The organism is Sphingobacterium litopenaei, from assembly GCF_014692495.1.
GTDB lineage: Bacteria > Bacteroidota > Bacteroidia > Sphingobacteriales > Sphingobacteriaceae > Sphingobacterium > Sphingobacterium litopenaei.
The window spans coordinates 1-20,086 of sequence record NZ_JACOIJ010000042.1 but is presented as its reverse complement, the minus strand read 5'-3'; the positions used below and the strand labels follow the sequence as shown (position 1 = coordinate 20,086).

Sequence of the window (20,086 nt, the reverse complement as noted above, 5' to 3'; positions counted from 1 at the left end):
CCCAATCGTAAACCATATGCTCATAAGCGTTCCTCAATACCCTGTAACAACTTATAACTTTCTTGTGGTGTTTTGTGGTACTAAGTTATAAGAACCTTTTGCTCTGGGAATTAGTCCTGAAATTATCGGAGTCATTATCTACCCAATAAGGTATGGCTAGCATTGATTCTATGCATCATTACTCAGTATTTTATAACAATTATAGAGACAAAATATCATAAGCAGGGAGCTAAATCGAATGACTTAAATAAGTTAAATATTTAAAATTTTGAAGAGATTTACTATTTTATAGTTAAATTGTAAATGGCCAAAAAGACAACAAATGAATACCTATCCTATACCTTTAAACGAAGATGATCGATTAACGCATCTAAAAAGATTCAACTTACTAAACCTTAGTAAGGATTCTGATTTTGATGTTATTTCTAAAAGCGCGGCTAATTTTACCCATTGCCCTATCGCTTTAGTTAGCATAATGGAAAGAGATGTTCAACGCATACAAAGCTGCATCGGAATGGAGGTTGACTCTGTAGATCGAAAACAAACAATTTGTCAATATACGTTAATGAGCACGGATGCTCTTGTAATTGAAGATACACTACTAGATGAGAGAACCGCCGACAATCCAATCGTTAATCAGGCCAAAATAAGATTTTATGCAGGTGTTCCCATTATTGATGAAGATGGATTTGCTCTGGGCACGCTTTGTGTAATTGATTTTGTTCCTAAAAAAATAGATCAAAGTCAAATTGATTTCCTCTATGCGCTTGCGAAAAATGTGAGCCAGCTTTATACCTATAAAAAATTAAAAGTTGAGTCGGGATATTATACAGATATAATAAAGGTAACCCAAAATTTAATTGGAGTAATAGATAGTGATTTAAACATAAAAGAAGTTAATCAATCATTCAAACAGATCTTAAATCAAGATAATAAAGAAATAATAAGTAAACCTTTTTTAGACTTATTTACTGCAGATACAAATGATGAATTAAAAGCAGCATTTAAGGATACCTTAGCTGGTAAAGAAGTTTCACTTACAACCTACACACTTTCTAATAGCAATCGTCTTATAACCATCCAATGGCACATTAAGTACGAGGAGAAGTACAACGAATTTTTCGCTATTGGACGTGATATAAGCCATGAAAACCAAGAGCGTTTAAAATTATTAAACTCTGAGCGAAGATTTAGAAATTATTTCGAAAACTCCTTGGGGCTTATGAGTATGCATGATTTAGATGGAAATATCTTACGTGTTAACGAAAAAGGAAGAGAGCTTTTGGGGTACAAAGAAAGCGAGGTAGAAGGTCTTAAATTAATTGATTTAATACCGCTGGAAAACAAACGACTCTATGATCAGTACATGACAGAACTGATTGAGCATGGGCAAATGCGAGGGATGATGACCCTGTTGAAGAAGTCTGGAGAAAAAGTATTTTTCTTATACCATAATGTATTAGAGAAGGATTTGGATGGAAATCCTTATGTCAGCAGCATCGCACTTGATATTAGCGATAGAAGAAAGCTTGAACTAAATCTTTTACATACGCAGCAAATTCTTGAACAAACAAATGCAGTAGCTCAAGTTGGTGGCTGGGAGGTTAGCATGAATGATGGTAGAGTATACTTATCTCCACAAGCGAAACAAATAATGGAAATGCAAGAAGTTGAAAATCTAGATCTCGAGACAGCTTTTGGAAATTTTCATACGAGTTCATCAATACTACTTCAAGAAGCTTTTTACACTGCAGTTAACCAAGGAATACCATATGATTTAGAGATAGAAATGCAACCTATCAGTCAAAACAGACAATGGGTGCGTGTAAAGGGTATACCAGAATTCTCCGAGGGGGTGTGCAAACGGATATTTGGAATTATACAGAATATACATAGTAGCAAGACCATGCATTTGGAGGTTGAACGAAAAGAATCTATGTTGCGCACTTTTATCGAATACGTGCCAGCAGCAGTAGCTATGTTTGACCAGAATCTAAACTACCTCTATGTAAGCAATCAGTGGTTAGATGAATTTAATTTTGTAAAGGAACATGTTGAACACAGGAATATTAGTGACCTTTCTACCGATATACCCGATTACCGAATAGAAATATATAAAAATGCTTTAAAAGGTATTTCTTATAAAAACACACATGAGGTAATGTATATTGGTAAGGATAAAGAAGAAAAACATTTTAACTGGGAGGTTAGACCGTGGTATATTTCCGCACAGAAAATAGGAGGTATAATTATTTTTGTACAAAATATTTCAGAAGAAGTAAAGAAAAACGAAGAATTATTAATAGCTCAAAAATCTGCTGAGGCAGCAAATAAAGCAAAATCTGAATTCTTGGCAAATATGAGTCACGAGATACGTACCCCTCTAAATGGTGTAATCGGCTTCTCCGACCTACTTCTTCAAACACCACTTAATGAACTTCAACAGCAGTACCTTAAATATATTAATGAATCAGGAAATAGTCTGCTTAGTATTATTAACGATATATTAGATTTTTCAAAAATAGAATCCGGTAAACTTGAATTATATATAGGCAAATACAATCTATATGATTTATGTAGTCAAGTTGTAGATGTGATATTGTTTCAGGCGCAAAGTAAAGGTTTAGAATTGTTACTTAATGTGCCTGAAGAGTTAGATTTAAATATTTGGGTCGATGATTCGCGACTAAAGCAAGTTTTAATAAACTTAATGGGCAATGCCGTAAAGTTCACTGAAGAAGGCGAGGTTGAACTTAAAGTCCAACAAATAAGCCAAATGGGTTCAACAACAAAACTTCGTTTTTCTGTAAGAGATACTGGTATCGGAATTGCAAAAGAGAAGCAGGATAAAATATTTCAAGCATTTACCCAAGAAGACAGTTCAATTAGCAAAAGGTATGGAGGGACAGGATTAGGTCTTACTATTTCCAACAACTTACTAAAATATATGCACAGTAATTTGCAGCTTTTAAGTGAGCCAGAAAATGGAACTACTTTCTTTTTCGATTTGGAAGTTGAGTATGAAAAAACAATTACTAACCCTAATAATAAAATAGAAATACCTATTAAGCGTGCTTTGATTGTAGATGATAATACTAACAATAGAATTATAATGGATCATATGCTTAAGTATAAGAATATTGATACAACCTTAGCAAAAAATGGAGTAGAAGCTTTGCAGTTATTAGCCCAAGGAGAAGAATTTAACCTTATTCTTGTGGACTATCATATGCCAGTTCTCTCTGGTGTAGAAACTATTGCCAAGATGAAAGAAATAATGGCTAGTAAAAATATGGAAATACCGTTAATAATTTTGCATACTTCCTACGAGAAACAAGAATTGTTATCACATTTAAGTGACGATAATGAAATTGTTAGTTTAATGAAGCCTATCAAAACAGATAAATTATACTTGGCAATTAACCAATCAATACACAAACACCAACAAGATAAAGAAGATAAAGATCTAATTAAAAATAGTATTGCGACAGAAAATTTGCTAGACAAAAACGAATCTATAGCTGCTATATTAGTAGCCGATGACAATGCAGTAAACATGCAACTAAATCTCCGCATGCTAGCTGGTTTATTACCGAAATCCGAAATAATTTCTGTTAATGATGGAGAAAAAGCATATCAGGCGTGTACAGAAAAACAATTCGATATTATTTTAATGGACGTTCAAATGCCAATTATGGATGGTATAGAAGCAACCAAAAAAATAAGACAATTGGATAATTACAAAAACACACCCATCATTGCCATAACTGCAGGAAATACTTTGAGCGAAAAACAAAACTGCATTCAAGCCGGCATGACACAGTTTCTTGCTAAACCAATACGTATTGCTGATTTAAAAAGTGTAATTATGGAAGTTCTTGCTAACATTCCTGGTGATACGACTGCAAAGCATGCTAATTTAGACTTTGATTTTGATAGATCAATTTTAGAAAGTAATTATAGTGACGATGACGAGTTTAAAAGATATTTTCTTGACCTTGTAATTCAAGAATTAAACAACACAATAATAATATTAAAGCAAGCTATAGAATACAAAGATATATCTTCGCTTAAATCGATTCTTCATAAACTAAAAGGCACAGCGTCTCACGTAGGATTAATCAAATTAAATCAAGTTACAAAAGATTTAGAAGATAAAGTTATAAATCACGAGCCTTTTCGTTGGAACGAAATATTAAACATTGTAAAAGATATAGAGAACGGTCTTATGTATATAAAAGAGTTGAAAGATGATGACACACAGAGCACAGCAAATAATTAACATAAACTGAAAATAATAGTGTGCTTAATTTTTTATGGACATACACATTATTTCTTTAAAGGTCTTACAGAAAAGGTTGTGAACTACCCATTTGCTAAAGACAAATGGGCTTCGGGCTTCACAGACTTGTGCTTTGTTGTCAAAGTCTTATTTGAGTCTCCGCCCGTGTAATCGCCAGTTCCTGACGATATTATTTTTAATCCTTCTTTCAGAATGTTTTTTGCAGCGTTTAAATCACGGTCTAAAACGTGTCCATTTTTGCAAGTCCATTCTCTTATTGAAAGATTTAAGTCTTGATTTATCCAACCGCACTCACAGCAGGTTTTACTTGATGGATAGAAGCGATTGATTTTTACAATCTCTTTATCGTTCCAATCAGCCTTGTATTCAAGCAACCTAACGAAAGTTCCCCAACTTGCATCAGAAATATGTTTTGAAAGTTTATGGTTTTTGACCATACCTTTCACATTCAAATCTTCTAATGCAATTATATCGTAGTTAGAAACTAATTGGTGGGATACCTTATGTAAGGTATCCATTCGTGAGTTGGTTATCTTCTGGTGAAGTCTTGCTGTTTTTCGTCTTTGTCTTTCAAACGAATTACTGCCTTTTGTCTTACGAGAAAGATGTTTTTGTGCTTTCGCTAATTCTTTTTCATATTGTTTGGTGTATTTGTTGTTCTTGAATTTGACACCATCAGAAGTAATAGCAAAGTCTTTTAAACCTAAATCTATTCCACAAAAAGCACCAGTCTTTTCTTTTACTTGATATTCTTCTTCTGATAGTATTGATACAAAATATTTTCCTGTTGGTGTTATAACTAATTTATGTAGTAAATCTTAGGCATATCTAGGAAGCGGAGTTACCTGCATATTTCTTTTAAAGAATACTTTTTTGTTTTTATCCTCCATTAGAAAACCGGAAATAACAATTTGACAATTTTCAATTTCCTGTGGTTTTAATTTTCCACTTTTTCTTACTTCCATTGAAAGTAATACGCCATCTTGAGGAATAGGTAATTTCGTAGAAATATTTCTGTAATGCCTCAAACGGACTTTGGAATTTTTTATTTTAACATCATTAATATACAAAGCTCTGAAATTTTCATTAACACTTTTAATATGGAATAGCAACAAGTGTTTAGATGCTTTGGAGGTGCTACTTTCCTGGAAATCAAAAGAAAGAGAAAGATTTACATTATCATCAAATACTCTTTTCTTTAAGTAATCTAAATAATAAAATACGGCAAAAATCAAAATGATTGCGCCGATTAAAATTAAGTATATGATCATTTGGTTTGGTATTTATATTTCAAATATACAATTTTTTATTGTATATCAATATAACACTCATAAACATTACTGTAAATTTAAATAAAATCAATAAAAATCCCATTATTCTATAATTTTATTAAAAGAACAAGTAAAACAATAGCGATTTATTATTTTACACGCTGTGCAAAAACAATCTACTCAAAAATTAAACTTGAATTTAATATATACCATAAATTACAATTAATAAAACACAATATGACATTGAACCGACTACAATAAGAGATATCAAAAAATACACGAGTATGTTTTCAATAAAATTATTTATGCTATATTAATTATTAGGATCATGGACAAATAAAAATACCTTAAGTCTTTCTATAGTAAAATCCTTAATACCAAACGAGTGAATTCAATTTAAGACAATATAAGCATGTAATAAACATATATCAATGGATATTATTTGCACCTACAAAACGGCTGTTCCCCAATTTTAGAACACTTCAGTTTGTATAACCAGAGGTTTCTTGTTTTGTGAAGTTGAGATAGGCCTTCCTGCAATTAAAAAAATCCATTACCTGTAGATATCGGATAAGTTGCATTCCAATAAGAAAGGCCAGAGCGCCGAAAAAATATGTGGAGAAATTTTATTTTTTTTGTAAAAAAGATTAATTAAGCGCAAAGTGGCTTATAAACAGCAGTTTACAAGAACCGAAAATGCCATCGGTAGCGATTTAGTAATGGTGCTTACTGCACTCTCTTTCATTTAATTACCTTGTAAATAATTACTGCAAATGTAATAAAATAATGGGTAAATTACGCGTCCTTTATCCATTATTCGTTTTCGCTTTTCAGCGTATAATCAAAATAAAATGTTACAGAAAGAAAGTAATATGATGCATTTTATGGCAATAAACGATTTCGCAACAAATGGAAATGATGGTGAAGCAATGCTTCAAAATGCAAGATGGAGTTTGGGAACAAAATGGAGATTGGGTTACAACGACCATCACGGTTACGAAGTAGAAACGCATTTGGGTAGATACATCGGAAAGATGCAATGGTTAATGCCGTTCATCGGTTTTGATTGGCGATATCGAAAAATGTGAGACGATGAACATGAAACCAATTTGTTTGGACAAAGAAACAAGAAAGACAGACGCAGAGCCTTTAGTTTGGGAGTTATGTACACCTTGCCCATGCTCATAAATTTTCAGGCAGAAGTCTATCACGATGGCATTGTACGTCTGTCGTTGATGCGTGAAGATATGAGGTTGAAAGTCCTGCTAATGAAGAAAAACAACCTATGAATATAGAGGTTTTAAAAACTGGATCACAAATTAAACAATAAATGTTACCTAAACAAAATACACACAACAATCAACATAAAGCGGCGTAAAATTTAATCGATTAAAGTAAGATAATATAAGGAAAAAATGAAATTCACATTATATAGAGAACAGCAATTAAATTGTGATATTGATACAGCCTGGCAATTTTTCTCTTCCCCTATGAACCTATCGAAGATTACCCCAAAAGAAATGGGATTTACAATAGTGTCAAATTTTGAAAATGAAGAAATTCATGAAAATATGATGATTGATTACATCGTTACTCCAATTCTAAATATTCCTTTGAAATGGAGAACGATAATTACTACCGTAGAAAAAAATAAAAACTTTACGGACTTTCAATCATCCGGTCCATATAAATATTGGAACCATAGGCATGATTTTATAGAAAATGACAAGGGAGTATTAATGAAAGACACTGTTATTTATGAATTGCCTTTAGGTATTTTAGGAATTTTGGCACACAAACTTTTTGTCAAAAACAAACTAATTGAAATCTTCGACTTTCGCTTCCAAATTTTAGAGAAACTATTCAACGAGAGCCCTAAAGAATAAAACACTATGTTATATAAGAACCTTATTTTAAAGTGTGATTTATTATAAGCGACTAAATTCATAATAAAGACGTTTTCGAAACACAAGTAATATTAAATGGAATTAGCAAGTTTCCCTTATATTATTATTTCGCAAAACTATAAGCATATGGACTGACAGCGACTTTTGACTAATAAAAGATTATTGAAAAGTTTAATCACCCTGTAAAGCATTTTGGCGACAAGCAAGCTCGATGGTAAGTTAGAGATTGAAAGATCTACCATAGGTGTTGCAGACTCGCAATCGCGCGAAAGAAGATAATTTCTTAACCCCACAGCAACCGAAAGAACCTTAAGTATATTTACTGACCAGAAGATCCATAGAAAAATTTTTCTTAATCGAAAGCACACCCTTTAGGTGATAATTGAAAATTTTTATGATATTTGATTTAAGTAATTACCTATGGATTCATTGAACTACAATCAAGCAAAACAAACTTGGCAAGAAATTGCAAAATATGCGCCCGAAGCTAATTTACCTTATACATTTCAGCTCGAAATTTATGAGAAACTTTTAGATAGACTTCACCCCGAGGCATATTACTATTATATCTTTAATGTTGGCAATATAGAAATAGAATTTGTGAGTGAGAGCTTAAAGAATGTATTAGGATGGTCTTTAAGCAACTTTAATCCTGAAAACATTATGAATAACATACATCCCGATGATAAATCCCGTTTTGTAATGTATGAGCAAGAAGTAACAAATTTTTTTTCGAAACTCAAGCCTGATAAGGTATTGAAATACAAGGTGAATTACGATTATCGCTTACGCTGTGCAGATGGCTCATACAAATGGATATTGCAACAAGTAAGCACCATTCAAACCAATGAGGATGGAGCTGTGGTAAGAGTACTAGGGGTTCACACCGATATAACTCAACTTAAAACAGAAGAAAAGGCAATCAACCTTTCTTTCTTAGGATTAGATGGTGAACCTTCATACTATAATGTATTAACTCCTTATGGCCAACAAAAAACACCTGAAGCTTCTTTATTTACCAGAAGAGAAAAAGAACTAATCCAATTGGTTCTGTTAGGCAGAACCACACTCGAAATCGCTTCAGCACTATACATATCCCCATATACAGTGAGTGTTCATCGTAAAAATATCCTCCGAAAATCAAACTGTAAATCCTTTGTCGAATTAGGCTCGAAAGCCTTACGCGAAGGATGGATATAATCCATCTACCACAAAATTGGAAAATCATTAAATTACATACATCATAGAAAAATCAACTTAAATTAAAAGCGCATTTAGTTTAAGAGAGAAATTTACTTAGTTAACAACTTCTGCTGTAATATTTCTACCGCTCTTGATTAAATCAATCATTCATCCCCGCCAAGGCCAATATTAGCCTGAAGAACCTTTAACATATCCTTTGATGTAAATGGTTTGGACAAAAAATCGTTCATTCCCGCCCTAACGCATCGTTCCATTTCGCCAGAGACATTTCCTGCACTTACCGCTATAATTGGTATATTTTGATATCCTGGCAATAAACGGATATGCCTCGTAGCATCATAGCCATCCATAATAGGCATTTGTACGTCCATTAAAATGAGTTGGAATATCTCCTTCTCACATGCTTCAACAGCTTGTTTTCCATCACTCACTTGCAGAAGTCTCGCACCAGGAACTAACATCTGTAGCATCTTGTGATTCAAAGCCCTATTAACCGGATTATCATCAGCCAATAAGACATTTATAGGTTGTTCAAAAATTGACAGATTCCTGTTTATCGAAAAATCTTCTTCTCTTTTAGTTTTAACGCTCTGAGAAGTTTTAGCAAGTATTCTATATAATTCATCAGATTTAATTGGCTTGAGTAAACAATGCGAATTTTCATTCTTTCTGAACGCTGATATAACATCATGTTCTTCCGAGGAAGTATGTAATACCACAAGAGGCACAGTTCTATTATTATGTTTAAAAATTTCTTTTATCTTATCTATAGTTTCGAGCCCTGAAAGTATTGGCATATGGTAATCCATTAAGATAGTATCGAAAAACTCTCCATTAAGTAGAAGCTGAATAGCTTCTATACCATTAGCTGCCGTAACACAAGTGATATTTTTATACTCTAACATATGTTTAAGAATGGTCCTATTGTTCTGGTTGTCATCAACAATTAAAACCCGACCAACATTCAGTTCCTCTTCTACTTCTATCGAATTTTGCTCATATCGTACTTCAATATCAAAATAAAAAATAGACCCTTTATCTAATTCACTCTCAAGCTTTAGATTACTACCCATATATTTTAATAGATTATTAGATATGGTTAGACCTAATCCTGTTCCTCCGTATTTTTTGCTTACCGAACTATCTTCTTGAGTAAAAGCATCAAAGATTCGTTGCTGCTTTTCCAAAGGAATACCAATTCCCGTATCGCGAACAGAAAAACGCAAAATAATGGTTTCTTCATTCATTTGGATTTTCTTTACAGAAAGCTCAACCTCACCCTCTGGAGTGAACTTAACAGCATTTCCAAGCATATTTACTAACACTTGCTTTAAACGCGCCTCATCAATCCAGATATCCTGAGGCAAACCTTGTTCTACGTTTAATAACAACTCTAAATTTTTATGTTGCGCTTGGTAAAGAATAATATTTACAATCTGGTTAATAACTTCATAAACGTTATAACGATCGATAAAAAGTTCCAATTTTCCTGATTCTATTTTAGAAAAATCAAGAATATCGTTTATCACACTAAGAAGTATATTTCCAGAATCTCTAATATAGTTTAGGTATTGATATTGTGTGTCATTTAATTCTGTTTTAAGCAACAGATCTGCAAACCCAATCACACCGTTAAGTGGAGTACGGATTTCATGACTCATGTTAGCTAAAAATTCTGATTTTGCTTTGTTTTGGAGATCGGAAATTTTTCTTTTTTGTTCTAATTCTTCAGATAGCGCTTGTAATTGGATTTGCGCCAAATACTGAAATGTGAAGTCTGTGAACACCCACATACGTCCTTTTACGTTTTGAGAAACGGCAGGAACACAAGTGACATTAAGCACTAAACTTACTGGATCACCAAAAATCCACTTCCAATCGTCAATTTTTTGACCAGAGGAACTAAATAATCGCAACCCACCCTGATTAATTTCTTCTTTGTTTACAGCAGTACTTTTTAGTTTTTGCATTGCTTGAGCAATAGCAATAGGACTGTTTTTTCCTTTTGGGATTTCTAAAATTTCAGAGGCCTTTCTATTCACCCATCCATTCTTACCACCATCATCAACAAAAACAATTCCTTGAGGAATAGTTTCAAGAATAGTATTGAAACGCGTGCTGAACTCTTCAATTACTAAATGTTTCTGAATAGTGAAACACGTATCTTTAAGTCCTTGGTGCAAAGAATTTAAAAAACTCTTATACGATATGTCTAAAGAAAGAGACTGCTCCACCGTTAGCAGAAATCCCCCTCTAAGCCCCTTTTCCTGTAAAGGTAAAAAAACAACGACTTCAGATTGTTCCTTTTGATTCAAAAAATCAACATTCAAGACAATATCCTCATGCTCAAGAAAGTCAAGAATTAGCTGAACATCAAACAAATTGTTTAGAAGTTCTTTTGAGGTACTATATTCTATACGTGCAGTTATATTGTCTTCAATTCTTACAAATGAAACTATCCTAGCCTGGGAATGCATTTTAAGCAGATTCGTAGATTCACATAAAACATCTTTATAATCTGTTTTTTTCTTAATTGGGTACAAACCAGTTAAAAAACTAACCGCTTCATAATTCCAATCTATATCGCTCAGCTTATTCAAAATATTAAATAAATAGTTTAATCTCCTTAATGATTTCTTCTGGAGCACTCATATGTGGAAAATGTCCAAAAGCATTTACGACTTTCAATTTGCTATTTGGAATATTATCGTTCATATATTCTGCAACACGCAAAGGCACAGCAATGTCTTCTTGTGCCTGTATAATTAATGTGGGCTTATCCAATTTTGGTAATTCTCTACGGTAATCCGACTGAAATATAACCCGCGCTACAGATTGTGCAATATCAGGTCTAATCGCTTTAAGTGTTGATGCGAAATTTTCTGCCAATTCAGGATTTTGTGGGTTAGCCATTGCAGCTACAGAAAAACCACTTACCCAAGCGAAATAATTATTTGACATAGTCTCAAATATTAGATTCAACTCCTCCTGATCAAATCCACCTTGATAATTAAAATCATTTAGATATCTTGGAGAAGCACCTATCAGTACTAATTTGGAGAAAAGATTTGGTCTTTTTAGCGTGGCAAGTATACCTATCATTCCACTCACAGAATGTGCTATGAGTATGGCATTTCTAACTTTATACGTTTCGCAAATGGCAATAAGATCTTCAGCATAAGGGCTAAGATTATTGTATTTATTTGGACTATATGCCTGGGGATCAGAGTTACCACTTCCCACATTATCAAAAAGGATAAGCCTGTATTTAGACAGAAATGCCTGTTTAACGCCGTCCCATGCGCTTTGATCTGTCCCGAATCCATGAGCAAATACAATAGTAGGTCCACCTAAGTTACCTATTTCTACAACGTTGTTTTTATTCATTAGGTTTTATTTTATCATACCACCATTTTAATTAACGGGCTACCGAACACAACCTGCAAAAACACAAAATCCACTAAGTTGTATAAAGTAAACTTAAATTAAAGGCTGCATAAATATAATAATTTCATCCAGATGTTTTTTATTAATAATTTCGATACCCAGAACTCCAGATTTAAAATTGATATCATGTCAATTACAGCACCTAGCCTAAACCCGATATTATATATTAAGTCAAATAATGCTATCTTCTAGCGCAATCTTAAATTTAGAATGAGCAAAGGGTAAAATAATCTACCTTCCATTTCAAAACAAAGATAATAAACGTGAATGTTAAGGAAATTTGAAGGTAGAAAATTAGACTTTTGCTAAAAAAGGTACTACTTCCAGAGCATTATATAAATAATATATTTATTGCTTTTCTTTAAAATTTAATGAACGAATAGCATTAATAGCAATGGTATTATCGTTTTCACCACCCCCAGCACCCGATACACCAAGGCTCCCAATTAATGATCCATCCTTAAAAATTGGCACGCCGCCACCCAATAAAAGCAATTCAGGTAAAGTATTTAAATTTTTGCAGTCCGGACTTTATTCTGCTTTTTTCATTAATTCTAAACTTGAAGTTTTAGTAGAAAGTGACGTATATGCTTTACGTTGAGATGCCAATGTGTTATGGGGACCTACACCATCGCCTTTGAGCAGCAACAAAACATTACCTGATGCGTCTAAAACCGCAATGGAAGCATTTTTACCAATTTTTCTAGCTTCCAAATTTACTTTTCCCGCAATCTCAAGAGCACCAAATTGATTTAAACTAGTAAAACCTGTAGTTAGATTCTGGGCACTTAGCATAAACATAGGAAACATAAAACTAAAAACTAAAAATCACTGTAATTTATTTTTTTTCATAGAGTTAGATAATTTTTACAAAAATTAATGTTTTTTTCAACCAACTTAAATTATTGATACCCCGAAATTAAGGGAAAGAAATCTATCAATGACCCAGTAAGCAAATAATGACAATTTATTTACTCTGCTATAAAGCTATTGTTTAGCCATTTGAGCTCGTTATAAGAGTGCATAAATTTCAACCTTAAATCTAAAATTTTTGATTGAGCATCAATCAATTTATTCTCTCGGCTATTAATTACAAATAAAGAACTCTCTCCATTTGCAAATCGCAATTCCTCTGCTTGCAACAACTTTTGATAATTCTCTATATTCCTTTCGGCAATCCTAATTTGAGAATGATAATTTGTAAGGTTATTTATATAATTAGTTACTTTGTTTTCTATTTCTTTAGCCTTATATTGAATTTCTAAAGAGTTTTGATATAACTTATGCTTTGCTATTTTATAATCTCCTTTTGCTTGTCGTAGAAAAATAGGCAGCTCAAGTTTCAATCCATACTGAAAATTGTCCTCAAACATGGGGAAAACTTCGGATCTACGGTTCTGCTTATTTAAGTAATTATAAGTGAAATTAACTTTTGGTAACAAGCTTTGAAATTTTAAAGCCTTCTCACTGATCAGATAATTCTGCTTTCCTAAATAATAGCGTAAAGAGCCGTGGTCAAAAGTGGATTTTTCTCTAACATTTCTAATCAATACAGGGTATTCTTTATACACATCAATACTGCTTAAAGGCCTCTCAGGAATTAAACCGTCCAGAATATCGTAAGGCTGATTATTTTCTTTCCACAAAAACAGCGTTAATTCCTGGGTAGCTTTTAAAAAACGTAAATAAGCATCCTGCTCATCTAACTGAAAACTTTGAAGCTGCGATATAGCTTCGGTCGTATCAATTGCAGCACGTTCTCCGTATTCTAGTGTTTTAAGAGTAAGGGAAACCCGCTTACGATTTACTTCTACAACTTCACTTTGCAGTTTAAGTAATTCATACTCTTTAACCCAGTTCCAATAAGTATTATCAGCTTCCAATAGCACTTCGTTTATTCGGATAATTTGTTCTGCTTTAGCCATGTTCAACCCCTCTTTAGCCTGATCAAGTATTGCCCTACGCTTATCATAAAGCAGATTCTGAAGCAAAGGCAACGTAACACCTACTTGATAAAGCTCACCTGGGGTTTCACTATTATTTAACTTATCTCCATCGATATAACTATACTTCCCCCTAATTTCTACACCATACCATACTGGAATACCTAAACTCGCATTACGCTCATTATAATAATTTACACCATCAATGGTTTTACTACCCATCTTCCCCTCAAGCACGGGATCAAATCCCCCTCTTGCACGCTGAAGATCAGCCTCAGCAATTTGATTTTCAATCTTATAATTAACCACTAGCGGATGATAACTTTTAACAGCGGCTATAAACTCCGTATAACTCAATTTAAGCCCCTGAACGGACTGTCCTTTAAGTCTGAATTTAACGGAAAAAATTAACAGAAATATAATCGCAAATCTGCAAAGGATAATCATGTTCTAATTTTTTTTACTTTCTGTATTAACGACATAATAATCTGGTGGAAAACCATTTATATTTCGCCATAATTCATACCACACAGGAACGTCATTTAAGATAATTATTCCTTGAGCACCACCACCTACCCTTATTTGCGGAGGCCAAGTACGCTCAGAACTATCTTGGACTACTACAGCCCTAAATAACCCATTTACACTTATTGTATTCTCAATAGATATTAACTTCCCCTTAAAAATACCGTAACTCGTATTTGGCCAACCAGAGAACACGATAGCCGGAAAGCCATCAAATACACACATAACCCGCTGTCCCACTCGCAGTAGAGGCAAGTCAACGGGTTTCACATACATTTCCACTGCATAATCTACCCGCTGAGGAACAATAGTACCAATACTTTCAGTTTCTTTTAAAATTTCACCAATACCCGCCTTATTGAGTTGTACAACTTGACCATCTTGAGAGGCTAGTACATAGTATAATCCTTGTCTAATTTGATAATTAGAAATCTGATTTTCTAACTTCGCAATTTCCCCTATGCTTCCCTGTATTTGTCCTAGACTTTGGAACCTCTCACCTTGTATTTTGCTCAGCTTGTCTGTAAAATCCTGTATAATTGCATTTTCTTCCATAACCGTGGCCTCAATTTCCTGACGACTTTGCGCTAACTTATTTTCAATACCAGTTTTCTTTGCTAAAACATTTTGATAAGAAACATTACGCTGCTGAAATTGAGTCAACGACACGAGCCCTTCATCATACATTTTTTTTTGCCTTAAATATTGATCTTCAACCACCTTAATTTCATTATTCACGGCCATGAGTTCAGCATTTTCAGCTTCCAGCTTCATGTTTAGCTGACGGAGCTTTATCTTAAGTTGGGAAATTTTAAGATCTTTTGCCACTTGCAAAGCATTCAGTTGATTTTCCGCAGTCCCCACTTTAGCACGATAATAATCTCTAACACCTTTTTTTGCATCTACTTGTTCTTTAGATCGATAAATTAGATTAGGATCTAAATATTCGTCTTTGACCTCTGCTAGTTTCAAAATAGTATCGCCTTTTTGAACGAAATCACCATTTTTAACGAACCATTTTTCAATTTTTCCTGGAATAGGTGAATTTAGCTGTTGAGGACGTTGATCCTGATATAAAGTTGTTACAGTTCCATTTACTTTAACGTTTTGAGTCCAAGGCAGAAAAAGAATAATCACACCTACAACTAGAAAAACAAAAAACCACCTCATTACGCGTGAGTCTCGGTTTATATGATAAATTGTATTAAAAGATTTCAATTCCATAAATAGTGCTTCTATGATTCCTGATTTATCATTACTTGTCCTTGGTCTATTATTAATTTCTGGTCTGCTATTTCTAGCATTTTGGTTTTATTTGAAACAATAATAACAGTTGAATTATCCTTGATTCTATTAATGTATGCAAGGATTTTGCCACCGAATTCTGCATCCATTCCTGATAAAGGATCTTCTAAAACAAGTAATCGACGCTTGCCAAGAAGGGCCCTAATTAACAATATCTTCTTTTTAGCACTAAAAGAAAGCTGTGTATCAGTCTCGCTGAGATGTGTAGAAAACCCCTCAGAGAATTGAGTAGATAAATTTTCAATTCCGATTTCCTCACATAAGTTCACAATATCATTTGTATTAATTTGAGTATTACCCAGTAAAATATTATCCTTCAATGTCCCTTTAATAATTTTCATATCCTCCATGAAGATTCCAATTTGATTACGCAGGCTTACCTTATCTAGGTTTTTTAAAGGCACTTTATCAAATAGGATAGAGCCTGAAAAAGGTTCATAAAATCCCGTAATAATATTTAACAACAAAGACTTTCCAGCACCCAATTTACCTGAAACAGTTGTCAATGTGTTGGGAGCAATATGAAAGTTCACATTTGAGAGCATAACTTTATTATCACTAAAAGCGAAATTTACATCCTTAAAAACAATATCTAAACCGATACTATCATTATTTAAATCAATATCTCCCCCTTGCTCTGTTACTAAACTTGTCACCTTATTTAATTTCACCAAGGAAGCAATTACATCGTAATAACTCTCCAAGCTCTTAATTAATTTTTCTACTGCTGTCATCATGCTTATTACTACAATTTCCGTAGCGATAAATGCTCCAATATTCAATTGCTGATTTACAAGCAAATAAGTACCTATTGTAAGCATCACAAGTGTCATAATTACCTTAAAAGCTATAATAGCTTTATACTGAAACTCAAGAACTTTGAAATGTGTGGTTCGAATTTTTAAATAATCGACAACTCTTTCATCCGTACCAATTAAATGAAGTTTGGATTTTGAATTACCCTTAAACGTTTTAATATCTCCAGCAATATCTTCCAACCAAGAGGCAACCTCATATTTACGATCACTTTCCTCTATACTTGATTTAATACCTGAGTTCATCGTAAAGCGAAAAATAATGATCACAATAATAATCACCAGAGCTCCGAACACTAAAAACCACGTATTATAAAAGGATAATAAGAGTATCCCAAAAAGAATTTGTATTAATGCAGTGGGTATCTCTAATAATATTTTAGATATTCCCTTTTGTAAATGAGGAGCTTCGAAAAATCTATTAACCAATTCAGGCAAATAATATTTTTTATTTGCCGATAAGTTAATATTGGGCAACCTTTCAGTGAAAGCAACAGCATATTCAACAAATATTTTTTGTTGAATTTTTTCAATTATTTGCATTACACGTACGCGGAAAAGGCCAGCAAGAAATGTTCCTAGAACCACGAAAGAAATAAGTAAATATAAAGAGGTAATCATCGTGGCCCCCATAACAAAGCTAACTATAGCCTGTATACCTAAGGGTATGCTTAGTTGCACCAATCCACTAAGAATTGCATATATATAAATTGCAGTAACATCACGTTTTTCCTTAGTTATATATCTAAATAATGCTCTGCTTGAGTTCGAATAATCTTCGTGCTGTGTCATTTTATTTTATTACTGAGAATGCCAAAGAATTAAGATAGGCCAAAACATATTCTTTATGTAATTCTTTATTTTTATTATCCGTGAGACTTGGTAAATGTGCACTAAAGAATTGCTGTTGATGAGCAGTTTCAATCAACGTACTGGCAAGCGATTTAGGATAATCAAATTTTGGATTAATTTCCAGAATCACTTCTGAAATAAAGCTACATAAACTCTTCAAAGGACTAAAGACAAGTTCTTCATTTATATCATCTACATCTTTGACTAAATAAGATTTACTACTTTCAGAAATTACGATTTCATGCAATCTTTGCATATTATATCCTTTAATTTCTAACCCATAGGGATAATTATATGTAACTATTTCAAGAATAAGTTTCAGTTTATTCTTACTATCCGACTCTCGTTGTAATTGGAACTTGCACACAAGTTCTAAATAATTCCAATACCAACTCAAAATGTATATCAGCAATTTATGTTTTGAAGAAAAATAACGATAAATTGTAGTCTCAGTCGTCTTTATATGTAATGCTAACTTTCGAAAGGTAAACTTTTCAAATCCTATTTCGTAAATCAAATTTATAGATTCACGCACAATAGATCTACCGATATCACTTAGCTCAGGATCACGTAAGTAAAGATGATCATTAAGCTTAAATTGGATTAAAAATTCCATAAAATAAATAATATTTAAAGCAATATAATAAAAATGATAGTGTTACTATCAAAAAGAATTGCATTATTGCTATTTTGTATAACACACTTTACATTTATGACATTTTTATAACAAAAATTATGTGTTTTAAGCATGCAGTAGTAGATCTAAACCTATCAATAGTAGATAAAAATCAATAATATAATTATCATGAGTTTCTAAAGCATAACGAGAACGGTGTAAGAAGTATTCACCAACAACAGCTAATTCACACAAAGAAAAGATTCTCCATACTTAGAGGGCTATAAGAACATGCTAAATCACCTCATACATCCCCAATGAGAAATCAAAGTCCCCTTCTTAAAGGTTGGTTGTTGGAAATAGTTTTCTTCAGCTATGAAATTAATGCAATTGGAATGCGGAAACTAAGCTACTTTAAAGGATAAAAGAACAATTAAAAGCGTAATTTCCCCAGACAATACTCGCGCTTTGGAATTACTAAAAATATTATAAAAACAGGAGTGAAATTTTTTAAATAAATGTCTGACTTTTTAAAACAACGCTCAAAAGTTTTTAATACTCCGACCAAAGACTGTCTGACAACACCAGACAACCCCAAAATATTGCAACTTAGCAAATGTTTAATTATTTTTTTAAAAAAATAATTAATTAAAAAATAAAATTTATAAATAAAATAAACTATATCTGTATACCATCAGGCTCTGCCTTGCAAAGCCTAAGAAAGATAATTAACTTATCGTTATTAGTCTTCGCTTTCCAGTTCTAATGTTATGATTTATTTATAAGTTAATATTTGAATTTAATCTTCTCTTAGAGAAGAGAATTCCTATTCACTTGATTTAAAACACATTTATTTAAGACCTTATGGTCTAAAAAAAGGCAATAATGCCCTAACATTTTTTTATAAAACGAAGCGTAAAACCCACAGGTGTTTAGCCTGTGGGTGTAAGCGACTAACCCTGATTGAGAATATACTCACGAATAGTATCAGGAGATGCTTCACCTATTGAACAAACAAAATAACCATCAGACCAGAAAGTATGTTTTTTCGAAAAATGTTTAAATAAGAATGACCTGTGTGGTGAACGCGAAATGTAATAAGTAGATTCTTGTTTTAACTTGCGAACAATATAATTAATTGAATTGCTCCAAATCAAGTTCAACGACCCACGTGTAACCTAAGTTCAGATAATCTTGCGCTTTACTGACGGCCTGATGAGCATTACGATTCGGACGGAAGCCGTAGCTGTTATCGTGAAAATCACCCTCATACTTTAACCCAAGCCATTGGGAAATGCTTTGCTGAATAACACTGTCGATGACCGTTGGGATACCCAGCATACGCTTGCCGCCACTTGCTTTGGGAATCTCTACTTTCCGAACAGCTTGTGGGCGGTAAGTGCCAGAGAGAATATCCGACCGAAGAGGGTGCCAGTACGTGTTAAGGTAGTCACGAAGATTATCGATCTGCATACCATCAACTCCGCTAGCACCTCCATTAGAGATGACACGATCAACTGCGTGTTTGACATTTCGGATGTGTAATATCTCTTCCAACATAGTATTACTGAAAAAAAAAACCTCAGGCATTGTGTCCACTTCGTTGCACGACTCAGCTAAGCTCCTCTTGCATTTCACTATCAGTTTCCGACCTATCCTCATGTAAGCAGTTCTCTTAAGTGGTTCGGCTTTTAGCGCTTCGCCATAAACTTCTTGGTTCCTTTGCCATTATAACTTTCAGACCTTCCCCTGTATAAAGTAGAGAAACAGGGTACTAGTCGAGTAGATAAGGACATTTCAGTCCAAACCTCTCACAGAACCGTGCGTAAAGATCTCCCTTTACACGGCTCTTATTATCCAACCGACAACTTTATCCCTATATACCAGTGTTCAAACAGA

Annotated in this window: 14 protein-coding genes and 1 pseudogene; 4 read left to right on the top strand and 11 right to left on the bottom strand. The window is 33.3% G+C overall.

Features of this window, described 5'->3' with window-relative positions:
• Nucleotides 1-322: 322 nt before the first annotated feature.
• The gene (locus H8B04_RS15150; RefSeq protein ID WP_190302875.1) at nucleotides 323-4,282 is read left to right on the top strand and encodes a response regulator; all 3,960 of its coding nucleotides are present in this window, start codon (nucleotides 323-325) and stop codon (nucleotides 4,280-4,282) included.
• A gap of 83 nt (nucleotides 4,283-4,365) precedes the next feature.
• Here H8B04_RS15150 and H8B04_RS15145 read toward each other — a convergent pair whose 3' ends face one another.
• Nucleotides 4,366-5,100, bottom strand: coding sequence for an RNA-guided endonuclease TnpB family protein (locus H8B04_RS15145; RefSeq protein WP_190302880.1), 735 nt, complete (start codon nucleotides 5,098-5,100; stop codon nucleotides 4,366-4,368).
• 21 nt (nucleotides 5,101-5,121) lie between these two features.
• Entirely contained in the window at nucleotides 5,122-5,574 is a 453-nt protein-coding gene (locus tag H8B04_RS15140) for a hypothetical protein (protein ID WP_149914294.1), read from the bottom strand.
• An 851-nt stretch (nucleotides 5,575-6,425) separates the two neighbouring features.
• Between H8B04_RS15140 and H8B04_RS17165 the strand changes: the two genes are divergently transcribed.
• From H8B04_RS17165 to H8B04_RS15125, 3 genes are all read left to right on the top strand, one after another.
• A complete protein-coding gene (locus tag H8B04_RS17165; protein ID WP_223815454.1) occupies nucleotides 6,426-6,662 on the top strand; it encodes a hypothetical protein in 237 nt (78 codons plus the stop codon).
• Nucleotides 6,663-6,989: 327 nt separating this feature from the next.
• Nucleotides 6,990-7,460, top strand: coding sequence for an SRPBCC family protein (locus H8B04_RS15130; protein ID WP_149915630.1), 471 nt, complete (start codon nucleotides 6,990-6,992; stop codon nucleotides 7,458-7,460).
• A gap of 441 nt (nucleotides 7,461-7,901) precedes the next feature.
• Nucleotides 7,902-8,681, top strand: a complete 780-nt coding sequence (locus H8B04_RS15125) for a LuxR C-terminal-related transcriptional regulator (protein WP_190302874.1) — start codon at nucleotides 7,902-7,904, stop codon at nucleotides 8,679-8,681.
• 146 nt (nucleotides 8,682-8,827) lie between these two features.
• Here the strand turns inward: H8B04_RS15125 and H8B04_RS15120 are convergent, their stop codons facing one another.
• The 9 genes and pseudogenes from H8B04_RS15120 to H8B04_RS15080 form a co-directional block, all read right to left on the bottom strand.
• Nucleotides 8,828-11,284: a response regulator gene (locus H8B04_RS15120; protein ID WP_223815453.1), complete on the bottom strand. Its 2,457-nt coding sequence runs from the start codon at nucleotides 11,282-11,284 to the stop codon at nucleotides 8,828-8,830.
• Nucleotides 11,285-11,288: 4 nt separating this feature from the next.
• Complete coding sequence (locus H8B04_RS15115) at nucleotides 11,289-12,071, bottom strand: alpha/beta fold hydrolase (RefSeq protein WP_190302873.1); 783 nt, start codon at nucleotides 12,069-12,071, stop codon at nucleotides 11,289-11,291.
• Nucleotides 12,072-12,479: 408 nt separating this feature from the next.
• Nucleotides 12,480-12,926: pseudogene (locus H8B04_RS15110) on the bottom strand (GlcG/HbpS family heme-binding protein).
• A 176-nt stretch (nucleotides 12,927-13,102) separates the two neighbouring features.
• Complete coding sequence (locus H8B04_RS15105; protein WP_190302872.1) at nucleotides 13,103-14,431, bottom strand: TolC family protein; 1,329 nt, start codon at nucleotides 14,429-14,431, stop codon at nucleotides 13,103-13,105.
• 93 nt (nucleotides 14,432-14,524) lie between these two features.
• Complete coding sequence (locus H8B04_RS15100; protein ID WP_223815452.1) at nucleotides 14,525-15,769, bottom strand: HlyD family secretion protein; 1,245 nt, start codon at nucleotides 15,767-15,769, stop codon at nucleotides 14,525-14,527.
• A gap of 65 nt (nucleotides 15,770-15,834) precedes the next feature.
• Nucleotides 15,835-17,511 carry a peptidase domain-containing ABC transporter gene (locus H8B04_RS15095; protein WP_190302870.1) on the bottom strand — a complete coding sequence of 559 codons (1,677 nt, stop codon included), beginning with the start codon at nucleotides 17,509-17,511 and terminating at the stop codon, nucleotides 15,835-15,837.
• Nucleotide 17,512: 1 nt separating this feature from the next.
• The gene (locus H8B04_RS15090) at nucleotides 17,513-18,187 is read right to left on the bottom strand and encodes a TetR/AcrR family transcriptional regulator (RefSeq protein ID WP_190302869.1); all 675 of its coding nucleotides are present in this window, start codon (nucleotides 18,185-18,187) and stop codon (nucleotides 17,513-17,515) included.
• Between the two features lie 953 nt (nucleotides 18,188-19,140).
• Nucleotides 19,141-19,344: a transposase gene (locus H8B04_RS17520; RefSeq protein ID WP_190302868.1), complete on the bottom strand. Its 204-nt coding sequence runs from the start codon at nucleotides 19,342-19,344 to the stop codon at nucleotides 19,141-19,143.
• Nucleotides 19,322-19,747 carry a reverse transcriptase domain-containing protein gene (locus H8B04_RS15080; RefSeq protein ID WP_223815451.1) on the bottom strand — a complete coding sequence of 142 codons (426 nt, stop codon included), beginning with the start codon at nucleotides 19,745-19,747 and terminating at the stop codon, nucleotides 19,322-19,324. Before H8B04_RS15080 ends, H8B04_RS17520 begins: the two co-directional genes overlap by 23 nt.
• Nucleotides 19,748-20,086 lie beyond the last annotated feature (339 nt).

Excerpts from the sequence above, each read along its gene's own strand:
- H8B04_RS15150 (WP_190302875.1), top strand. The coding sequence starts at position 323 with ATGAATACCTATCCTATACCTTTAAACGAAGATGATCGATTAACGCAT.
- H8B04_RS15140 (WP_149914294.1), bottom strand. The coding sequence starts at position 5,574 with ATGATCATATACTTAATTTTAATCGGCGCAATCATTTTGATTTTTGCC.
- H8B04_RS17165 (WP_223815454.1), top strand. The coding sequence starts at position 6,426 with ATGTTACAGAAAGAAAGTAATATGATGCATTTTATGGCAATAAACGAT.
- H8B04_RS15130 (WP_149915630.1), top strand. The coding sequence starts at position 6,990 with ATGAAATTCACATTATATAGAGAACAGCAATTAAATTGTGATATTGAT.
- H8B04_RS15125 (WP_190302874.1), top strand. The coding sequence starts at position 7,902 with ATGGATTCATTGAACTACAATCAAGCAAAACAAACTTGGCAAGAAATT.
- H8B04_RS15115 (WP_190302873.1), bottom strand. The coding sequence starts at position 12,071 with ATGAATAAAAACAACGTTGTAGAAATAGGTAACTTAGGTGGACCTACT.
- H8B04_RS15100 (WP_223815452.1), bottom strand. The coding sequence starts at position 15,769 with ATGAGGTGGTTTTTTGTTTTTCTAGTTGTAGGTGTGATTATTCTTTTT.
- H8B04_RS15095 (WP_190302870.1), bottom strand. The coding sequence starts at position 17,511 with ATGACACAGCACGAAGATTATTCGAACTCAAGCAGAGCATTATTTAGA.
- H8B04_RS15090 (WP_190302869.1), bottom strand. The coding sequence starts at position 18,187 with ATGGAATTTTTAATCCAATTTAAGCTTAATGATCATCTTTACTTACGT.
- H8B04_RS15080 (WP_223815451.1), bottom strand. The coding sequence starts at position 19,747 with ATGTTGGAAGAGATATTACACATCCGAAATGTCAAACACGCAGTTGAT.